The 17038-nt window shown below is 66.3% G+C and carries 12 protein-coding genes; 9 read left to right on the top strand and 3 right to left on the bottom strand.

The features are described 5' to 3' along the window. Position 1: 1 nt before the first annotated feature. From ACFTWF_RS26505 to ACFTWF_RS26515, 3 genes are read right to left on the bottom strand one after another with little or no spacing between them, the layout of a single operon-like run. Positions 2-652, bottom strand: coding sequence for a PIG-L deacetylase family protein (locus ACFTWF_RS26505; protein ID WP_378464120.1), 651 nt, complete (start codon positions 650-652; stop codon positions 2-4). 3 nt (positions 653-655) lie between these two features. Beyond that, positions 656-1444: a glucose-1-phosphate cytidylyltransferase gene (locus ACFTWF_RS26510; protein WP_378464121.1), complete on the bottom strand. Its 789-nt coding sequence runs from the start codon at positions 1442-1444 to the stop codon at positions 656-658. Next, entirely contained in the window at positions 1441-2700 is a 1260-nt protein-coding gene (locus ACFTWF_RS26515) for a methyltransferase domain-containing protein (RefSeq protein WP_378464122.1), read from the bottom strand. The genes ACFTWF_RS26510 and ACFTWF_RS26515 overlap by 4 nt, the downstream gene beginning before the upstream one ends. 351 nt (positions 2701-3051) lie before the next feature. Here ACFTWF_RS26515 and ACFTWF_RS26520 point away from each other — a divergent pair, with 351 nt between their 5' ends. The 9 genes from ACFTWF_RS26520 to ACFTWF_RS26560 all read left to right on the top strand — a co-directional run bounded on the left by ACFTWF_RS26520 (position 3052) and on the right by ACFTWF_RS26560 (position 16998). Next, positions 3052-3516 (top strand): GyrI-like domain-containing protein, encoded by a 465-nt coding sequence (locus tag ACFTWF_RS26520; RefSeq protein ID WP_378464123.1) that lies wholly within the window; start codon positions 3052-3054, stop codon positions 3514-3516. Beyond that, positions 3513-3938: a hypothetical protein gene (locus ACFTWF_RS26525; RefSeq protein WP_378464124.1), complete on the top strand. Its 426-nt coding sequence runs from the start codon at positions 3513-3515 to the stop codon at positions 3936-3938. Before ACFTWF_RS26520 ends, ACFTWF_RS26525 begins: the two co-directional genes overlap by 4 nt. A 194-nt stretch (positions 3939-4132) precedes the next feature. Then, positions 4133-4909, top strand: a complete 777-nt coding sequence (locus tag ACFTWF_RS26530; RefSeq protein WP_378464125.1) for a hypothetical protein — start codon at positions 4133-4135, stop codon at positions 4907-4909. Beyond that, on the top strand, positions 4906-7029 hold the full coding sequence (locus tag ACFTWF_RS26535; RefSeq protein WP_378464126.1) for an Rv1355c family protein: 2124 nt from the start codon (positions 4906-4908) through the stop codon (positions 7027-7029). Before ACFTWF_RS26530 ends, ACFTWF_RS26535 begins: the two co-directional genes overlap by 4 nt. A gap of 14 nt (positions 7030-7043) precedes the next feature. Continuing rightward, entirely contained in the window at positions 7044-8900 is a 1857-nt protein-coding gene (locus tag ACFTWF_RS26540; RefSeq protein ID WP_378464127.1) for an EAL domain-containing protein, read from the top strand. Positions 8901-9249: 349 nt separating this feature from the next. Next, a complete protein-coding gene (locus tag ACFTWF_RS26545) occupies positions 9250-10623 on the top strand; it encodes a sugar transferase (protein WP_378464128.1) in 1374 nt (457 codons plus the stop codon). Between the two features lie 234 nt (positions 10624-10857). Next, the gene (gene mfd / locus ACFTWF_RS26550) at positions 10858-14508 is read left to right on the top strand and encodes a transcription-repair coupling factor (protein ID WP_378464129.1); all 3651 of its coding nucleotides are present in this window, start codon (positions 10858-10860) and stop codon (positions 14506-14508) included. 4 nt (positions 14509-14512) lie between these two features. Continuing rightward, positions 14513-15382, top strand: coding sequence for a MazG family protein (locus ACFTWF_RS26555; protein WP_378464130.1), 870 nt, complete (start codon positions 14513-14515; stop codon positions 15380-15382). Positions 15383-15684: 302 nt separating this feature from the next. Then, entirely contained in the window at positions 15685-16998 is a 1314-nt protein-coding gene (locus tag ACFTWF_RS26560; RefSeq protein WP_378464131.1) for a nucleotide sugar dehydrogenase, read from the top strand. The last annotated feature ends 40 nt before the right edge of the window (positions 16999-17038 follow it).

The following is a 17038-nucleotide window of genomic DNA, read 5'->3' on the forward strand; positions in this document are numbered from 1 at the left end:
GTCAGGTCCTTCCGAATCGGATGGTCGTTTTCTCGAGGACGAACGCTTCGGCGTACATGCGCCGGCACTGCACACCGCGTAGCCGGGCAATGCCGAGGAACGCTTCCTCGTCGAACCAGCCGCGGTCGATCTGGGACGGGTAGTGCTTCAGCAGAACCCGGGCCTTTTCCTCCGCGACCGCCCGTGACAGGGGATGGAAGACGGTGGGGTGGGGGGTGTCGGTCTCCCATTTGAGGATCTCGTATCCCAGCACGAGGTGGTCCCGGAACACGGTGGGCACGAGTTCGGCCAGTAGCCGGTGATCCTGGTGGGCGTCTGCGCGGTGAGGAGCGAACACGATGTCGGGCTCACATCGCCGCCGGAATCCCTCGAGTGCAGTCTTGATCGGTTCCCAGTACGCGGGCGCATGCCCGTCCGGGACGTCGAGGACGTCGAGTTCGATGTCGGCACCGGGGCACAGTGCGGCGAGCGCGTGCCGTTCCTCGATCTCTCGTCGGGAGTCGTTGCCCGACAGCACGAGTGCGCGCACCCGGAGGCCGGGAGACGTGGACGACAGAGTCAGCAGCGTCCCCCCGATGCCGATCGCGATGTCGTCGCAGTGTGCGCCGAGAACAGCGATCTCGGCGACGTGCTGGGCGTGGAGGTCGAGCATGAGCTATGACACCGCCTCCGACTGCTCCCACACCATCCACGGATGGATGCCCTTCGAATAGTTGGCATCGAGTTCGGCACGCTCCTTGAAGGTGTCCGCCGGCTTCCAGAAGCCCATGTGCCGATATCCGAACAGACGCCCCTCGCCCGCCAGGGTCTCGCACACGTCCGCCACCAGATCGCCGCCCGGCGGGAGCAGTTCGAAGATCTCGTCGCTGAGGACGAAGTAGCCACCGTTCTCCCAGATCGGCAGGCGACCGACTGGAATGATCTCCTTGACCTCCCCGTTTTCGGCCACGTTCACGCAGTGGAACGAGGACTGCGGCGGAACGACGAGCATCGAGGCCGCGGCCCCGGATTCGTGGAACTTCGCGACGACGTCGTCGAGGGGAGCGTCGGTCAGGACGTCGGCGTAGTTCGCGAGAAAGTACTCGTCGCCGTCGAGATGCCGTCGTACGCGGCGCAGTCGTTCACCGATTGCCGATTCCAGACCCGTGTCGACGAACGTGATCGACCAATCGCTGATGTCGGAATTCAGAAGCTCGATCTTGTTGGCGTGGAGCACGAAGTCGTTGGATTCCGCTTCGCGGTAGTCGAGAAAATATTCTTTGATGGCCTCGGCGCCGTACCCGAGGCAGAGGATGAACTCCTTGTGCCCGAAGTGGGCGTAGTAGTGCATCACGTGCCACAGGAGGGGGCGAGGGCCGACCATCTGCATCGGCTTGGGGATGGCGTCGTTGCGGTCGTTCCGCATGCGCATGCCGTAACCGCCACAGAAGAGGACAACTTTCATGTCGTAAGACTCCTTGCCACTCGGTCCTGCTGGAAACCGGCGCTGTGCAGGGAGGGGAGTGGGAAGACCAGCTCACCACCCCACTCGGCGATGTAACGCAGCTGTTCGGTCAGTTCTGCCTCGAGATTCCAGGGCAGCGCGAGAACGACGTCGGGGCGATCCTTCTCGATCTGCTGCGGGTCGAGGATCGGGATCCGGGTGCCCGGCGTGAATCGGCCGTGCTTGTACGGATTCCGGTCGACCGTGTATTCGAGTAGGTCGGGACGAATTCCGCAGTAGTTCAGCAAGGTGTTTCCCTTGCCGGGAGCCCCGTAGCCGACGACGGTTCTGTTCTGGGCCCGGCAGTCCAGGAGAAACCTGAGCAACTGCTGACGCACGGCCCGCGCCCGCGGTTCGAGTCCGAGGTACCCGCCGACGTCGTGGAGCCCGGCTACTTCCTCTCGGTGCAACACCTCGGCGACGCGGTGAGCCGGCCCGCGGCCGGGGGCGTCGGGACGCGCCCAGATCCGTATCGATCCGCCGTGGGTGTCGAGCAGTTCCACGTCCACGACGGTCAGGCCTGCGGTCGCCAGCACGCGGGTCGCGGACAGCACCGTGTAGTACTGGAAGTGCTCGTGATAGATCGTGTCGAACTGCGCGAGGCCGACGAGATTGAGCGCGTGGTGAACCTCGATGCTCAGCCATCCGTCGTCGGCGACGAGCGCGCGAAGGGCTCGAGTGAATCCGAGAAGGTCGGGAACATGGGCGAAGACGTTGTTCGCGACCACGAGGTCCGCAGGCCCGTGTTCCGTCCGGACCTGCGCGGCGAGGTCCTCGTCGAGAAATGCCGTGAGGGTGGGGACTCCACGTTCACGGGCCGCCGCGCCGACGTTGTGCGACGGTTCGATTCCGAGGCACCGAATCCCGGCGGCGACACAATGTTGCAGAAGATAGCCGTCGTTGCTCGCCACCTCCACGACCGACGACGAGTCGTCGAGTCCGAGCCTGTCCACTGCCGAGTCCACGAACAGCCGCGCGTGCTCGACCCAGGAGTCCGAGAACGACGAGTAGTAGGCATAGTCGGTGAAGGTGTCCTCCGGAGTGATCAGCGCGGGGATCTGCAGGAGCAGGCAGTCTTCGCACAGCCGCAGGTGCAGCGGGTAGGTGACCTCGGGAACGTCCAGGGCGGGTTCGGTCAGAAAGAGTTCGCACGGCGGGGTCGCGCCCAGGTCGAGGATGCTGCGCATCCTGTCGGAGTTGCACAGTCGGCAGAGCATGGGCAGCCTCCCTTCGCCCCGATCCCCCGGTCGCGACGCCGACTGTCGGATGCGTCACACCAGTGGTACTCGATTCATCCAACTAACCACATCGAGGACAGGTAAACAAGACCAAAACCAACTTTTGGTATGTTAACTGCCTTTAAAGCTGTTTCTGATCCTTTATTTATCTCCTCGAGATGGGTGCATAAAAGGGTTCGGCGACGGCAGTTTCCGACGCTTTCCGGGGTGAATGCTCAGGACGGTGGATTCGTAACGGGGTATGGTTAAACCTGATCGCCGAATTGCTGGTGGGCGAACGATATTGCAGTTGCAGGCCTAACGTGACGATGACGTCGGAGGGGGTGCCCGATGCCGTTCGTCATAGTCGAACGCAAAGAGACGTTGGTGGCCGGACTGGCCGTCCGCAGCCCCAAGAGGGCGCTCGGGAAGGCGCGCGACAGAGCCCTCGAGAAGACGTGGTCCACCCTTCTCGCGCAGAATGTGGACAGGCCGCTGGCCTCTGCCTATGTCGACCATGCCCCCGAGATCAATTCGTACTACACGCAAATCGTGGGTTATGAGTGCTCCTCGCTCGACCAGGTCGGACGGGGGCACCTCGTATCGCGGATCCCCGCGGGAACCTATGCGAAGTTTTCCTCGGTCGGAACGTTTCCCGACCTTTTCGACGCGCTCTGGGGGCAGATTCGCAATGCGGAGGAATCGCGGCAGATCGAGAGATCCTTCACCGGCGACTTCGAGTTCTACCCGCACGCCTTCGGGATCGATTTGTACGTGGCGGTAGTGCCACCCGCCACGAGGCAGGGGCCGCAATGAGTTTCGAGATCGTCAAGCGTGAGGCCACCGACTTCGGCGGTCTCATCCTGCCGCGCATAGAACTGGGACCCACGGCGCACGCCACCGACCTGATGAAGTTCACGCGCGAGCGGATCCAGCAACGTGGCGTCGGCGAACTGGCCACCGTCTACGTCGCGGTCCCGGATCTGGGGTGGACCGCGGTGATCGGGTACCGCTGTATCGACCTCGATCACCTCGAGATCGGCGACGTGCTGGTGCGGGTCCCGTCGGGCTATTTCGCCAGGTTCACACCCGACGGGCGGTCGTCCGACCCGATCGAGGACGTGTGGATCCAGGCCGAGCTGGCGGAGAAGGAAGGGCGCATCGAGCGCGCCTACGCGGAGGAGATCGAGGTCTTCCGCGCTCCGAGCAACGTCGAACTGTTCATTTCCCTCACCTAATTCCCAGTCGATAATTACCGACCAGAAGTTTGTTTTCGTGCCCATTTGAGGCACCGCAGGTGACAAATCGGGACTAAACGCGGAAAATGAGTAGCCGCGGGGCTGTGGCCGGGTGTTCGTGTGTCCAGTTCTTGGGGTCTTTACGTAACCCGTGAGTCCCCGGAATTACCGCACCGACTCCGATGGGAAAGCCAATGCCAGTTGAACAGCTGACGCGTCTGCAGATCGACGAACGGTCGACCGACACCATACTCGACCGAACCCTGAGTGTGTGGGATCCCAGATCGGAGTGTCGCTTCGTCGTCGCCCGGCCGTCGGACGAACCCGCGCTGTGGGAAGAATATCTCGAGGGCGCCGTCACCGGCTACCGCAAGTACGGCGCCGAGAAGGCCCTCGAATACCGGCGGATACAGGACGGTGACACCACTGCGGCGTTCTTCGTCGCGATCGAACCGAACGGCTCCGTCGCGGCAGGCGTCCGAATCCAGGGACCCTACCTTTCCGCAGATCAGGCGCACGCGATCACAGAATGGGGCACCCACCCCGGCGCTCCCGCCGTGCGCCGGATGATCGAGGACCGGTTGCCGTTCGGCGTCGTGGAAGCGAAGGGTGCCTGGGTGTCGGACAGCGCGAGCCGCCGGGGTGAACTCGTCAGCGCACTGGGCCGATTCGCCACCTATTCGATGGATCTGCTGGACGTCCAGTTCATGCTCGCGACCGCGGCAGCCCATGTCCTGGACACGTGGAGGTCCTCCGGCGGGGTGGTAGCCGACCACATTGCGCCCGTGCCGTACCCGGATGACCGCTACGAGACACGGCTGATGTGGTGGGATCGGAGTAGGCGTCGGGGCCGCGCCGAATCCCTGCAATTGGCCCAACTGTTACTCACGACGTCCCGACCGACGCCGTCGGCGGACACCGCGACGGTGATGGGAGGAAACGTCGTCCGGCCGATGCGGAGCGTCTCGTGAACGAATCCCGCGGTGACTACACCGCACTGCTGCTCGACGAGGACCACTCCGGGGACGCGGCGGTACTGGACCGTCTCCGCCGCGACCCCGCGGTGGTCTTCGTCGATCGACTCGAACACCAGCGGGACTCGCTTCGCACCCTCGTTCCCACGCCCGCTCCCGGCGTGCTGGACGAGCCGCCCGTGTGGGCCTACTACTCGTGGCGGCGCACCGCGGTGCGTCTGCTCGGCCCCGCAGCGTTCCGGCTGCTCCGGCTCGACCGCAATCGCAACAAAGTCACCGCACACGAGCAGGAGCGACTCCGCGACGTCACGGTCGGGATCGTCGGTCTGAGCGTCGGGCACGCGGTCGCGCTGGCCCTCACCCTGGAGGGGGCGTGCGGTGGTCTGCGGCTCGCGGACTTCGACACCCTCGAACTGTCCAACCTGAACCGGGTTCCCGGAACCGTTCTGGACCTCGGCGTGAACAAGGCGGTGGTGGCGGCCCGCCGCATCGCGGAGATCGACCCCTACGTCACCGTGACGTTGTGGGAGGACGGGCTGAACGTCGAGTCGGTCGCGGACTTTCTGGACGGCACGGACGTCGTGGTCGACGAGTGTGACTCGCTGGACGTGAAGGTGTCCCTGCGGAGGGAGGCCCGCCGACGGGGTCTGCCGGTGCTGATGGCCACCAGCGACAGGGGCCTGCTGGACGTCGAGCGGTTCGACCTCGAACCGGATCGTCCGATCTTCCACGGGGTGATCGGTGACGTCGACGTGGAGTCACTCGCAGGCCTGGGTTCGCGGGACAAGATTCCCCTGGTCCTGCAGATTCTCGATGCCGCGCAGTTGTCGGCGACGATGGCCGCGTCATTGGTCGAGGTGGACGAAACCATCTCCACCTGGCCGCAGCTCGGAGGCGAGGTGCTGCTCGGCGGGGCGGAGGTGGCGGCGGCGGTGCGGCGCATCGCGCTCGGACAGCCGCTCGCGTCGGGCCGGTGCCGCATGGACGTAGACGGACACCTCGATGCGCTCACCGATCCACCGATACCGCTCGATCTGGCGGAGCCGCCGGCGACACCCAGCGCGGACAACGCCGTGTCGAACGACGCCGACGCCGTCGTGAACGCCGCGACGCGTGCGCCTTCCGGTGGAAACGTCCAGCCCTGGACGATCACCGCGGACGACGAGGGGGTGACCATCTCACTGGCGCCGGAGCACACGACGGCGATGGACGTCGAATATCGGGGTAGCTACGTCGCGCTCGGTGCGGCGCTGCACAACGTCCGGATCGCCGCGTCGGCGGCCGGCCTTCTCGGCGCCGTCACCGTTCAGGACACCGAACCGGGGCTGGCCGCGACGATGACGTTCGGCAGTGGGAGCGAGCAGGATCTCACGAGCCGCTACGAGGCCATGCTCGACCGGACCACCAACCGCAGGCCGGGTGTGTCCCGGCCGCTGGACGACGCGCAAGCGGGACGTCTCGCGGAGGCGGCGTCGCGCGAGGGCGCACGCCTCTGCCTGGTGACGGACCGGAACGACATCGCGGCGATCGGCGCCATTCTGGCGGAGTCGGACCGCATCCGATTCCTCACGCCGACCCTGCATCGCGAAATGATCGGGGAGTTGCGGTGGCCACCGGGCGATTCGGTCGAGACCGGCATCGACGTCCGTGCATTGGAACTCGATTCCGCCGAATTGTCGACCCTCGCGCTGCTGCGCCGGCCCGAGGTCATGGAACATCTCGGGGCGCAGGACGGCGGGCGGGCGCTGGGTAAGTCCACCGCGGACCGGGTCGCGTCGAGTTCGGCGATCGCCGTCGTCGCGATCCCGGGTAACACCCCTCGGGACTACGTGCGGGGCGGGGAGGCCACCGAAAGTGTGTGGATCGAGGCCCAGGCGCTCGGGCTCGCCGTCCAGCCGATTTCCCCGGTGTTTCTCTACGGTGTGGAACGGGCGGAACTCGAACAACTCTCACCACGGTATGCGGCACCATTGGAGAGGCTACGGCAGGAACTGTTCGACGTCGTCGGTGCGAAGGCGGGGGAGGCCCTCGCCCTGGTGCTGCGGCTCAGTCATGCCCCCGGTCCGTCGGTCCGCAGCGAGCGTCGCGCGGACAGAGTCCAAGGGCGGATATCGTAAGGACAGGAGGGCCAGTGGATACCGAGAAGCAAGTCGAGAAGCAGTCAGAGAAGCTCGAGACTTTGGTGACGACCGTGGCGTCCCGGCTCACCCCTGTCGATGCCGTCTCGTTCAAGTCGGTGGCCACCCGTGTGCTGCAGGATCTCGTGGAGCATTTCGAGGTCGACACCAGTTTTCTCCGGTTCACCGATCACGAGATCGGGGCGACGGTGCTCATCGCGGAATACCCGTTGCGGCCGTTCATCCCCGACCCCGACCCGATCGGCGTCGTCTACTTCAAGGGCGCCGATTCGACCTTCGCCCGGATCGAGCACCAGAAGGAAGTGGCCATCATCCGGCCGGAGGTGTCCGGTCCGGACTACAACGAGCGGGTCCGCGAGGCCTCCGGAGTTCCCCAGGTGTCACTCGCGGCCGTTCCGTTGCTGTCCGGTGAGACGACGACCGGGACGCTCGGCTTCATCAAGTTCGGCGACCGTGACTGGACGCCGCCCGAGGTCGACGTCCTCAAGGCGATCGCCGCCCTCCTCGCCCAGGTTCAGGCGCGGATCGTCGTCGAGGAGCAGTTGCGGTACTCGGCCGACCACGACTCGCTCACAGGGCTCAGCAACCGGCGCGCGTTGTACCACCACCTGGACACCCGGCTGGGGTCGTCCGAACCCGGGCCGGTGGCCATACTCTTCCTCGACCTGGACCGGCTGAAGCCGCTCAACGACTTCTTCGGGCACGGCGCCGGTGACGGGTTCATCTCGACGATCGCGGAGAGGCTTCGCGCGAGCAGCGGCCCTTCCGACCTCGTGGCGCGGCTGGGCGGCGACGAATTCGTCCTCGTGCTCGGTGGGTCCGTCGGCCTCGCGGAGGCGGAGGTCCGCGCGCAGCACATCCGCGACGTCGTCACCGAGCGGGTACGGCTCGGCCGCGAGGTCGTGAGCCGCAGCGTCAGTATCGGCGTCGCGGTGGGACATCCGGGCAAGGCCACCACGAGTTCACTCCTCAGTCAGGCCGACCAGGCCGTCATGGTCGCGAAGACCAAGGGCGGGAATGCGATCAGCGTCTTCACGGACGAGATGCAGGAGGAGAGCGAGAAACGCAACATGATCGAGCTCAGTCTGCGGGCGGCCATCGCGGACGAGTCGCTGTTCCTCGAATACCAGCCAGAGGTCGACCTGCGGACCGGCCGGATCATCGGGGTGGAGGCCCTGGTGCGCTGGAATCATCCGCTGCTCGGGCTGCTGCAACCGGCATCGTTCATCGACGTCGCCGAGGCCACCAACGTGGCTGGGGAACTCGGACGCTGGGTGATCCGGAAGGCCTGCCGGCAGTGGGCCGACTGGCGCTCGCAGGTGCCCGCACTCGATTTGGATCTCCGTGTCAACGTGTCGCCGGGGCAGTTGGCAGGTCTGGACTTTCTGGATGTCGTCGCGAATGCGTTGGCGGAATTCGACGTTCGGAAGGGTGCCCTGTGCCTGGAGATCACCGAGAACGCGGTGCTCAGCGACCTGACCTGGACGCGTGAGGCGCTCGAAGGGCTGCATGCGATGGACGTGGAGGTCGCGATCGACGATTTCGGCACCGGGTTCAGCTCGCTCAGTCACCTCAAGGCGCTGCCGGTGGGGACGCTGAAAATCGACAAGGGTTTCGTGATGAACCTGGATACCAACCCGGAGGATCGGGCAATCGTGAAATCCATCATCGGTCTCGCCGAATCGTTCGGCCTGGAATTGGTGGCGGAGGGCGTGGAGAACGTCGAGTCGGCACGACAGCTGATCGACATGGGATGCCATCGGGCTCAAGGATTTCTGTTCAGCCGGCCCGTCTCGGCGGAGAAGATCGGCGCCCTGCTGGTGGCCGGCACCATCGAGGTCGGTTTGTAGGCGGCCGTGAGGCTGTAAATGTACCGAAAGTTTGGTTTCTAACGCAAATAATAATTGGAGACCATTTGATTGCGGCAATAACAGGCGCGGAGTATGTTTTTAGTAATCAACTCCGCGGCGCGACCAAATCGACGCGGCGGCGGGCGGGCTCCGAGCATGGGTTTGATCAATGTGCGAATGTGGAAGCGAATTCGAGGCACTGAGCGTGTCCGAGCGAACCCAACTGCTCATCGGATCCGAATGTGCACACGGCCGTAGAGGTGCGGGGCTACCCACTGTCCCCGGCGGTGCCGTGCCCGAGAGTCCGTCTCCACGACCCCCCTGGGAGCGTTCGTATTCTCATGCAGCGGTGTGCAGTGATCTCCTCTGTGTTGTCGCCGCCGACCTTTTCGTCACCGTCGTCTATCGTCAACTCTCTCTCTGGACGTGGGCCGGGAGCCTTGCGGTCGCTTTTGCGGTTCCCGTGCTGGTGATGCTGTCCCTGGCGCTGGCGCACGCGTGGGATCCGCGCATTCTCGGCAGCGGTTCCGAGGAGCTGCGCAGAGTGGGGCGCGCGTACGTGTGGGTCATCGCGGGGATGGCTCTCGCCGGGTACGCCCTGGGGACCGCCAACGGGCATTCGTGGGTGTTCGGCGCTCTTCCGCTCGCAGCAGCGCTGACTCTGCTCGGGCGGTACGTGCTGAGGCGGGAACTGCGCAGGCGCCGGAGATCGGGAGAAAGTCTGCGCTCCGTCCTCGTCGCCGGTGAGATCGACGAAGTGCTCGAGCTGATCAAACGCACGCCGGACATCTCGCAAGCCGGGTGGCGTGTCGACGCGGTGTGCCTGGCCGACGTGCGGCCGGGTGAACAGCTTCCGCTCGCCGTCGACGACACTCCGGTGATCGGCACGGAGAAGGACATTGTCGGGATCACCAGGCTGCATTCCTTCCAGGCGATTGCCGTTCTCCCGTCCAGCGGCTGGACCCCCGCTCGCACCGAGCGGTTGAGCTGGGAGCTGGAGGGCACTGGAACGGACCTGTTGATCGCGCCCGTGCTCATGGATGTCGTCGGTCCGCGCCTGCACATCGCCCCCGTCGCGGGGGTCCCCTTGATGCAGTTGAGTGCGCCGACGTATTCGGGCCCCGCTTGGGTGATCAAGAATGTCCTCGATCGGATCTTCGCTCTCGTTCTCGTCGTCGCCATCGCGCCGGTCCTGCTCGTGATCGCCGGTGCAATCTGCGCGAGCAGTCGTGGTCCCGCGCTGTTCACCCAGACCCGCGTCGGCCGCGACGGCCAGCTGTTCACGATGTACAAGTTCCGCAGCATGGTGGTGGGTGCGGAGGGGCGTGCTCGCGAACTCGCCGCGCTCGACCAGGGAGCCGGCGTCCTGTTCAAGATCCGCGACGATCCGCGAGTCACCCGGGTGGGGAAGTTCATTCGCCGCTACTCGCTCGACGAGCTGCCGCAGTTGTTCAACGTCGTCACGGGAAGTATGTCCCTCGTCGGTCCACGTCCGCCGTTGGAATGTGAGGTGGCGCAGTACGGCGACGACGGCGCGCGGCGGCGGCTGTTCGTCAAGCCGGGTCTGACGGGGCTGTGGCAGGTGAGTGGCCGGAGCAACCTCAGCTGGGAGGAGTCGGTTCGCGCAGACCTGCACTACGTCGAGAACTGGACGTTCGCGCTGGATGTGCTCATCTTGTGGAAGACGATTCGGGCCGTGCTGAGGCCCGACGGCGCATACTGAGGCGGCATCCCGGCTCGTGCCGATGCGCAGGCTCGATGCCGCGGCCGTGATGACGGGGTACGTGCGGTCGGTGACCTCGGTCGCCGTCGCACGGGTGACGCCCGCGGCCGGCTGATCCGGACCCCGGTCCGTCCGTGTGCGATATCGACTAGGCTGGCTCAGTCCGCAACTGGCCGCCCGCCCCGGCCCGAGCTGTTCGCCGGCAGTTCGTCACCACTGCTCAGGAGTGCGTCGTTGTCTTCCCCGCTCATCGCTGCCGAGCCCTCGTCCGCCGACACCCCGCTCGCCGGTCTGGCGAAGATCGCACTGGGCGACGGCGTCGTCGCGCAGGTGACCGAGGCGCTCGGGCGCCGTCATCTCGATGTCGTCGCTCCTGGACCGGCCCGGCCGTTCGTCGCCGCGGCCCTCGCCGAACGCACCCACCTGCTGCTGGTCACCGCCACCGGTCGTGAGGCCGACGACCTCACCGCCGAACTCCAGGAGATGATCGGCGACGCCGTGGCGCAGTTCCCGTCGTGGGAGACGCTGCCGCACGAGCGGCTGTCGCCGAGCGCCGACACGGTCGGTCGCCGGGTGGAGGTGCTCCGCCGACTCGCGCGGCCGGACGACCGCTCCTACGGCGCCCCGCTCCAGGTCATCGTCACCACCGTCCGTTCCCTGGTGCAGCCCATGGCCCCGGGCCTCGGGGAGATCGAGCCCGTCACGCTGCACGTGGGTGTGGAGCACGACTTCGACGGGCTGATCCAGCGGCTCGTCGAGATGGCGTACACCCGCGTCGACATGGTGGGCAAGCGCGGCGAGTTCGCCGTCCGCGGCGGCATTCTGGACCTGTTCTCGCCCACCGCGGATCATCCGGTGCGCGTCGAATTCTGGGGCGACGAGGTCACCGAATTGCGGGCCTTCTCCGTGGCGGACCAGCGGTCGCTGTCCGAACTCGCGATCGACGCCGTGATCGCCCCGCCCTGCCGGGAACTGCTCCTCACCGAGGACGTCCGGAACCGGGCCGCGCAGCTCGCGGTCGACAACCAGGCCGACGCCGCGCTCGTCGAAATGCTCGACAAGATGTCGGCCGGCATTCCGGTCGAGGGCATGGAGGCACTGCTGCCCGTGCTGCGGCCGGGGCAGCTTCAACTGCTCACCGACGTGCTGCCCGACGGCGCACACGTGCTCCTGTGCGATCCGGAGAAGATCAGGACGCGCGCCACCGACCTGGTGCGCACCGGTCAGGAATTCCTCGAGGCGTCGTGGACGGCGGCGTCGATCGGCGGCGCGGCCCCGCTCGACACGTCGGTCCTGAAGGGCGACGGCATCGACCTCGGCGCGTCCGCCTACCGCTCGCTCAGCCAGGTCCGGGAGTCCGCGGAGACGGCGGGACTGCCGTGGTGGACGCTGAGCCCGCTCGCGTCCGGGAGCGGTGAGGAACTCGAGTTGGCGATCACGCCGGCGCCGCAGGTGCGCGGTTCCGACGACCTGTTGTCGGAACTGTTCGTGAGCCTGCGGGCGCACGTGACGACCGGCGGCCGGGCGGTTGTCGTGGTCGCGGGCGCCGGCACCGCGCTCCGAGTGCTGGAACGCCTGCGCGAGGCGGAAGTGCCTGCCGCCGAACTCGCCCCCGGTTCCGAGCCGGCGCGCGGTCAGGTGGGAGTGCTGCGCGGTTCGCTCCACGACGGCCTGGTGTTCCCCGGCGACGACTCCACGCCCGGACTCGTCGTCGTCACCGAGGCCGACCTCACCGGCAACCGGGTGGCCGCCGTCGGCGACGGCAAGCGGTTGCCGGCGAAGCGCCGCAACCAGGTGGACCCGCTGGCCCTCACGGCCGGCGACATGGTCGTGCACGACCAGCACGGCATCGGACGATTCGTCGAGATGGTCGAACGGACCATCGGTGGCGCACGGCGCGAGTACCTCGTGATCGAGTACGCCGCCAGCAAGCGCGGCCATCCCGGCGACAGGTTGTTCGTCCCGATGGAGTCGCTGGACCAGCTGTCGCGGTACGTCGGCGGCGAACTGCCCGCGCTCAGCAAACTCGGCGGTTCCGACTGGGCAAACACGAAACGCAAGGCGCGCAAGGCGGTTCGTGAGATCGCCGGGGAGCTCGTCCAGTTGTACGCCGCCCGGCAGGCGGCGCCCGGTCACGCGTTCGGCCCGGACACCCCGTGGCAGAAGGAGATGGAGGACGCGTTCGCGTTCACCGAGACCCACGACCAGCTGACGGTCATCAGCGAGGTCAAAGCGGACATGGAGAAGGCGGTCCCGATGGACCGCGTCGTCATCGGCGACGTCGGTTACGGCAAGACGGAGATCGCGGTGCGGGCGGCGTTCAAGGCCGTGCAGGACGGCAAACAGGTGGCGGTCCTGGTGCCGACGACGCTTCTCGCCCAGCAGCACCTGCAGACGTTCACCGAGCGCATGGCGGCGTTCCCGGTGAAGGTGCGCGGACTCTCCCGCTTCACAGATGCGGGCGAATCCAAGGAGATCATCGCGGGCATGGCCGACGGTGAGATCGATGTGGTGGTCGGCACGCACCGGCTGCTGCAGACCGCGGTCCGGTGGAAGGATCTCGGTCTCGTGATCGTCGACGAGGAGCAGCGTTTCGGTGTGGAGCACAAGGAGCACATCAAGGCGCTGCGCACCCACGTGGACGTGCTCACCATGTCGGCGACGCCGATCCCGCGAACGCTCGAGATGAGCATGGCGGGGATCCGGGAGATGTCCACGATCCTCACGCCGCCGGAGGAGCGGCACCCCATCCTCACCTACGTCGGTGCGTACGCCGACAAGCAGGTGGCCGCGGCCATCCGACGGGAACTGCTCCGCGACGGGCAGGTGTTCTACGTCCACAACCGGGTCAGCTCCATCGACAAGGCGGCCCAGCGGATCCGCGAACTCGTGCCCGAGGCACGCGTGGTGGTGGCGCACGGGCAGATGAACGAGGACACCCTCGAACGGACCGTGCAGGGTTTCTGGGAACGCGACTTCGACGTCCTGGTGTGTACCACCATCATCGAGACCGGCCTCGACATCTCCAACGCCAACACACTGATCGTCGAGCGCGCCGACTCTCTCGGTCTGTCGCAGCTGCATCAGCTGCGCGGCCGCGTCGGGCGTAGCCGCGAACGCGGGTATGCCTACTTTCTGTACCCGCCCGAGAAGCCGCTCACCGAGACGGCGTACGACCGTCTCGCCACCATTTCGCAGAACTCCGACCTCGGCGCCGGTATGGCGGTCGCGATGAAGGACCTCGAGATCCGTGGCGCTGGAAACGTGCTGGGAGCCGAGCAATCCGGTCACGTGGCAGGCGTCGGGTTCGACCTGTACGTGCGGCTGGTGGGGGAGGCCGTCGAGGCGTTCCGTGCGGCCGCGGACGGCAAGCCGATCACGACGGACGACGCCCCGAAGGAAGTGCGCATCGACCTTCCCGTCGACGCGCACATCCCGCCCGACTACGTCACCAGCGACCGGCTCCGTCTCGAGGGATACCGCAAACTCGCGGCCGCGACGGAACTCGACGGCATCACCGCCGTGGTGGACGAACTCGTCGACCGGTACGGTCCGCTCCCCGAGGAGGTCCGGCGACTGGTCTCGGTGGCCAAGCTGCGGCTGCTGGCCCGCGAGTACGCGCTCGAGGAGATCGCAGTCGTCGGGACGCAGCTGAAGATCTCGCCGATGGCGCTGCCGGACTCGAGGCAGCTGCGTCTGAAGCGCATCTACCCGAGCGCCCAGTACCGTGCCACGACCGGAATGGTGCAGTTGCCGCTGCCCCGTTCGGGTTCCGGCGGAATCGGTGCGGAGCGGGTGCGCGACGTGGAGCTGTTGCAGTACATCGCTGATTTCGTGCTCGCGCTGGACGGCAAGGCGGCCGGGTCCGTGGTGATGGAGGCCTGACCGGATGACGGTGGTTCTGCTCGACCCGTTGCGGCCCACGACGTTGCCGATGGAGGCCGTCGGGTTGGTCGGTGACGGTGTGGAATTCACCGACGACGTCCCCGAGGTCGTGCGGACGCTGCTGCGTGCCGCACCGGGTGCCGCCGTCCTGGTCGGCACCGATCCCGACCACCCGACCGTGCGCGAATGGGTCGCGGCAGGCTCCCGCGTCGTCGCGGCACCGAAAGTGCTGGGCGACAATCTCGTCGAGGCCGCCGAGGTGATGGACCGGTTGTGGAGCTACGGCGGCTGGGAAGTGACCCAGACGCACCGAAGCCTGTCGCACTACCTCGTCGAGGAGACGTACGAGGTGCTCGACGCGATCCAGTCCGCCGATCCCGGTGATCTGCGAGAGGAGCTCGGCGACCTGCTGCTGCAGGTGCTGTTCCACTCGCGCATCGCATCGGCCGCGGGCAATTTCGACGTCGACGAGGTGGCCGCCACCCTGGTCGCGAAACTCGTGCACCGCAGCCCTCACCTCGGGGAGGATGTCGTGGGACCGATCGACATCGCCGAGCAGGAACGGGCGTGGGAGATCCGGAAGGCCGCGGAGAAGGCCCGGAACTCCTGCCTCGACGGCATCGCGATGAGTCAGCCGGCGGCGTCGTTGGCGGCGAAGGTGATCGCCCGCGCCGGTAAGGCGGGTCTGCCGCCAGAGCTGGTGCCGGCGGAGATCATTGCAGACAGCTCAGCGGTGGTTGCCGCCGAGTCGCGGCTGCAGGCGGCGACGCACGACCTGATCGCCCGGATTCGCGCTGCCGAGAACGCTGCGCGCGCGGCGGGGAGGTCCTCACTCGGCCGGGATGAGTGGCTCGGCTACTTCGGGGCACGATAGAGACATCGTCAGCTGCTCCGCCGACGAGCGCTGTGACACGGGGGCCGTAACCGGGCGAATCGGACGGTCAGAGCATGTGCGGTTGCGGAGTGGTTGCCAACAGTACGCGCACACTATGCAGACGTCGCGAGATGATTGAAAGAAAAACAAACCTGAGAACGGTTTATGGTGCATAATACGAACGGCAAGTTGCTGTAGTGCCGTGTTGGGCTGACAAGTATCCGCAATACAGGGCCGTGGAAGGCTGATGGTTAGCATATGGGGGTCACATGCCGTCGATGAACAACGTGTCGAGCAACAGCGTGGTAACTGAGACTGTGCACCCCGGCGAATTGCGGGCGTACCCCGTGCGCGCCGACACCGTCCGCCACGCGGTCGGTGTCGTCGGCTTGGGCTATGTCGGGCTTCCGACCGCTCTTGCCCTCGCCGATGTGGACGTCGACGTGGTGGGTTACGACATCAGCGAGGCACGACTTGCCTCGATCAAAGCGCAGACTGTCGACCTTCTCCCGGCGGACGAGGAGCGGCTTTCTCGGCTACTCGGCTCGGAGCTGCTCAGCCTCACAACGGAACACGCAGCGCTGAGTGCGGTGGACACGGTGATCATCTGCGTGCCGACGCCGGTCGACAGTCATCTCGTGCCCGATCTGACCATGCTGTCCGAATGCTGCGAAGCCGTGGTGAACTCGACGCGCGTCGGCCAGACAATCGTCTTGACCTCGACGACGTATGTGGGCTGCACTCGCGAGTTCCTGATCGAACCTCTGCGGCGTCGAGGGCTGATCGTCGGGCAGGACGTCTTCGTCGCCTTCAGTCCGGAGCGAATCGACCCGGGCGTTGCAGACCACACTCAGGAGAGCACGCCCCGCGTGGTCGGTGGCGCTTCCGCGGCGTGTGCCGATCGGGCCATACGGACGCTGGCCAGGGTGGCTGCCGTCACCCACCGGGTTTCCACGCCGGAAGCCGCCGAACTCACCAAGCTGCTGGAGAATACGTTTCGAGCGGTCAACATTGCGTTGGCCAACGAGTTCTCCGGCATCGCGTTGCAGCTCGGTGTCGATGTCATCGAGGTCATCGGTGCTGCCGCAACCAAGCCGTACGGCTTCATGCCCTTCTATCCGGGGCCGGGTGTGGGCGGCCACTGCATCCCGTGCGATCCGCACTACCTGCTGTGGCAGCTCAAGGCCAACCGCAAGCAGTCTCCCGTCACCGAGGCTGCGATGGCGTCGATCGCGGCCCGTCCGCGATCGGTCGTGACCCGAGCCCAGGAAATTCTCGCCGAGGCGGGTCGCCCACTCTCCGGCACTCGTGTCCTGCTCGTCGGCGTGGCCTACAAGCCCGGTGTTGCCGACGTGCGGGAGTCGCCGGCTCTGGAGATAGTCGACGAGCTCGTCCGCCGCGGTGCCGAAGTTTCCTACACCGACGCTCTGGTCGAGAGTGTGACGACCAGAACGGGAGTACTCACCGCCGAAGTCGAACCCGCAAAGGGCGACTGGGATCTCGTGATCGCCCACACCCTGCATCCTGCCGTGGACCATTCCTGGATTGCAGATGCGCCTTTGGTGCTCGACGCGACGTACAAACTCGACCGGGTCATCCACCCGCATGTTCTCTGATCTACACACTGCCGCCGCGGTCTGCCACAGGTTCCGCGGC

The organism is Rhodococcus sp. NPDC056960 (assembly GCF_042674125.1).
In the GTDB taxonomy this organism is placed as follows: domain Bacteria; phylum Actinomycetota; class Actinomycetes; order Mycobacteriales; family Mycobacteriaceae; genus Rhodococcus_F.

Excerpts from the sequence above, each read along its gene's own strand:
- ACFTWF_RS26530 (WP_378464125.1), top strand. The coding sequence starts at position 4,133 with ATGCCAGTTGAACAGCTGACGCGTCTGCAGATCGACGAACGGTCGACC.
- ACFTWF_RS26525 (WP_378464124.1), top strand. The coding sequence starts at position 3,513 with ATGAGTTTCGAGATCGTCAAGCGTGAGGCCACCGACTTCGGCGGTCTC.
- ACFTWF_RS26510 (WP_378464121.1), bottom strand. The coding sequence starts at position 1,444 with ATGAAAGTTGTCCTCTTCTGTGGCGGTTACGGCATGCGCATGCGGAAC.
- ACFTWF_RS26555 (WP_378464130.1), top strand. The coding sequence starts at position 14,513 with ATGACGGTGGTTCTGCTCGACCCGTTGCGGCCCACGACGTTGCCGATG.
- ACFTWF_RS26520 (WP_378464123.1), top strand. The coding sequence starts at position 3,052 with ATGCCGTTCGTCATAGTCGAACGCAAAGAGACGTTGGTGGCCGGACTG.
- ACFTWF_RS26515 (WP_378464122.1), bottom strand. The coding sequence starts at position 2,700 with ATGCTCTGCCGACTGTGCAACTCCGACAGGATGCGCAGCATCCTCGAC.
- ACFTWF_RS26505 (WP_378464120.1), bottom strand. The coding sequence starts at position 652 with ATGCTCGACCTCCACGCCCAGCACGTCGCCGAGATCGCTGTTCTCGGC.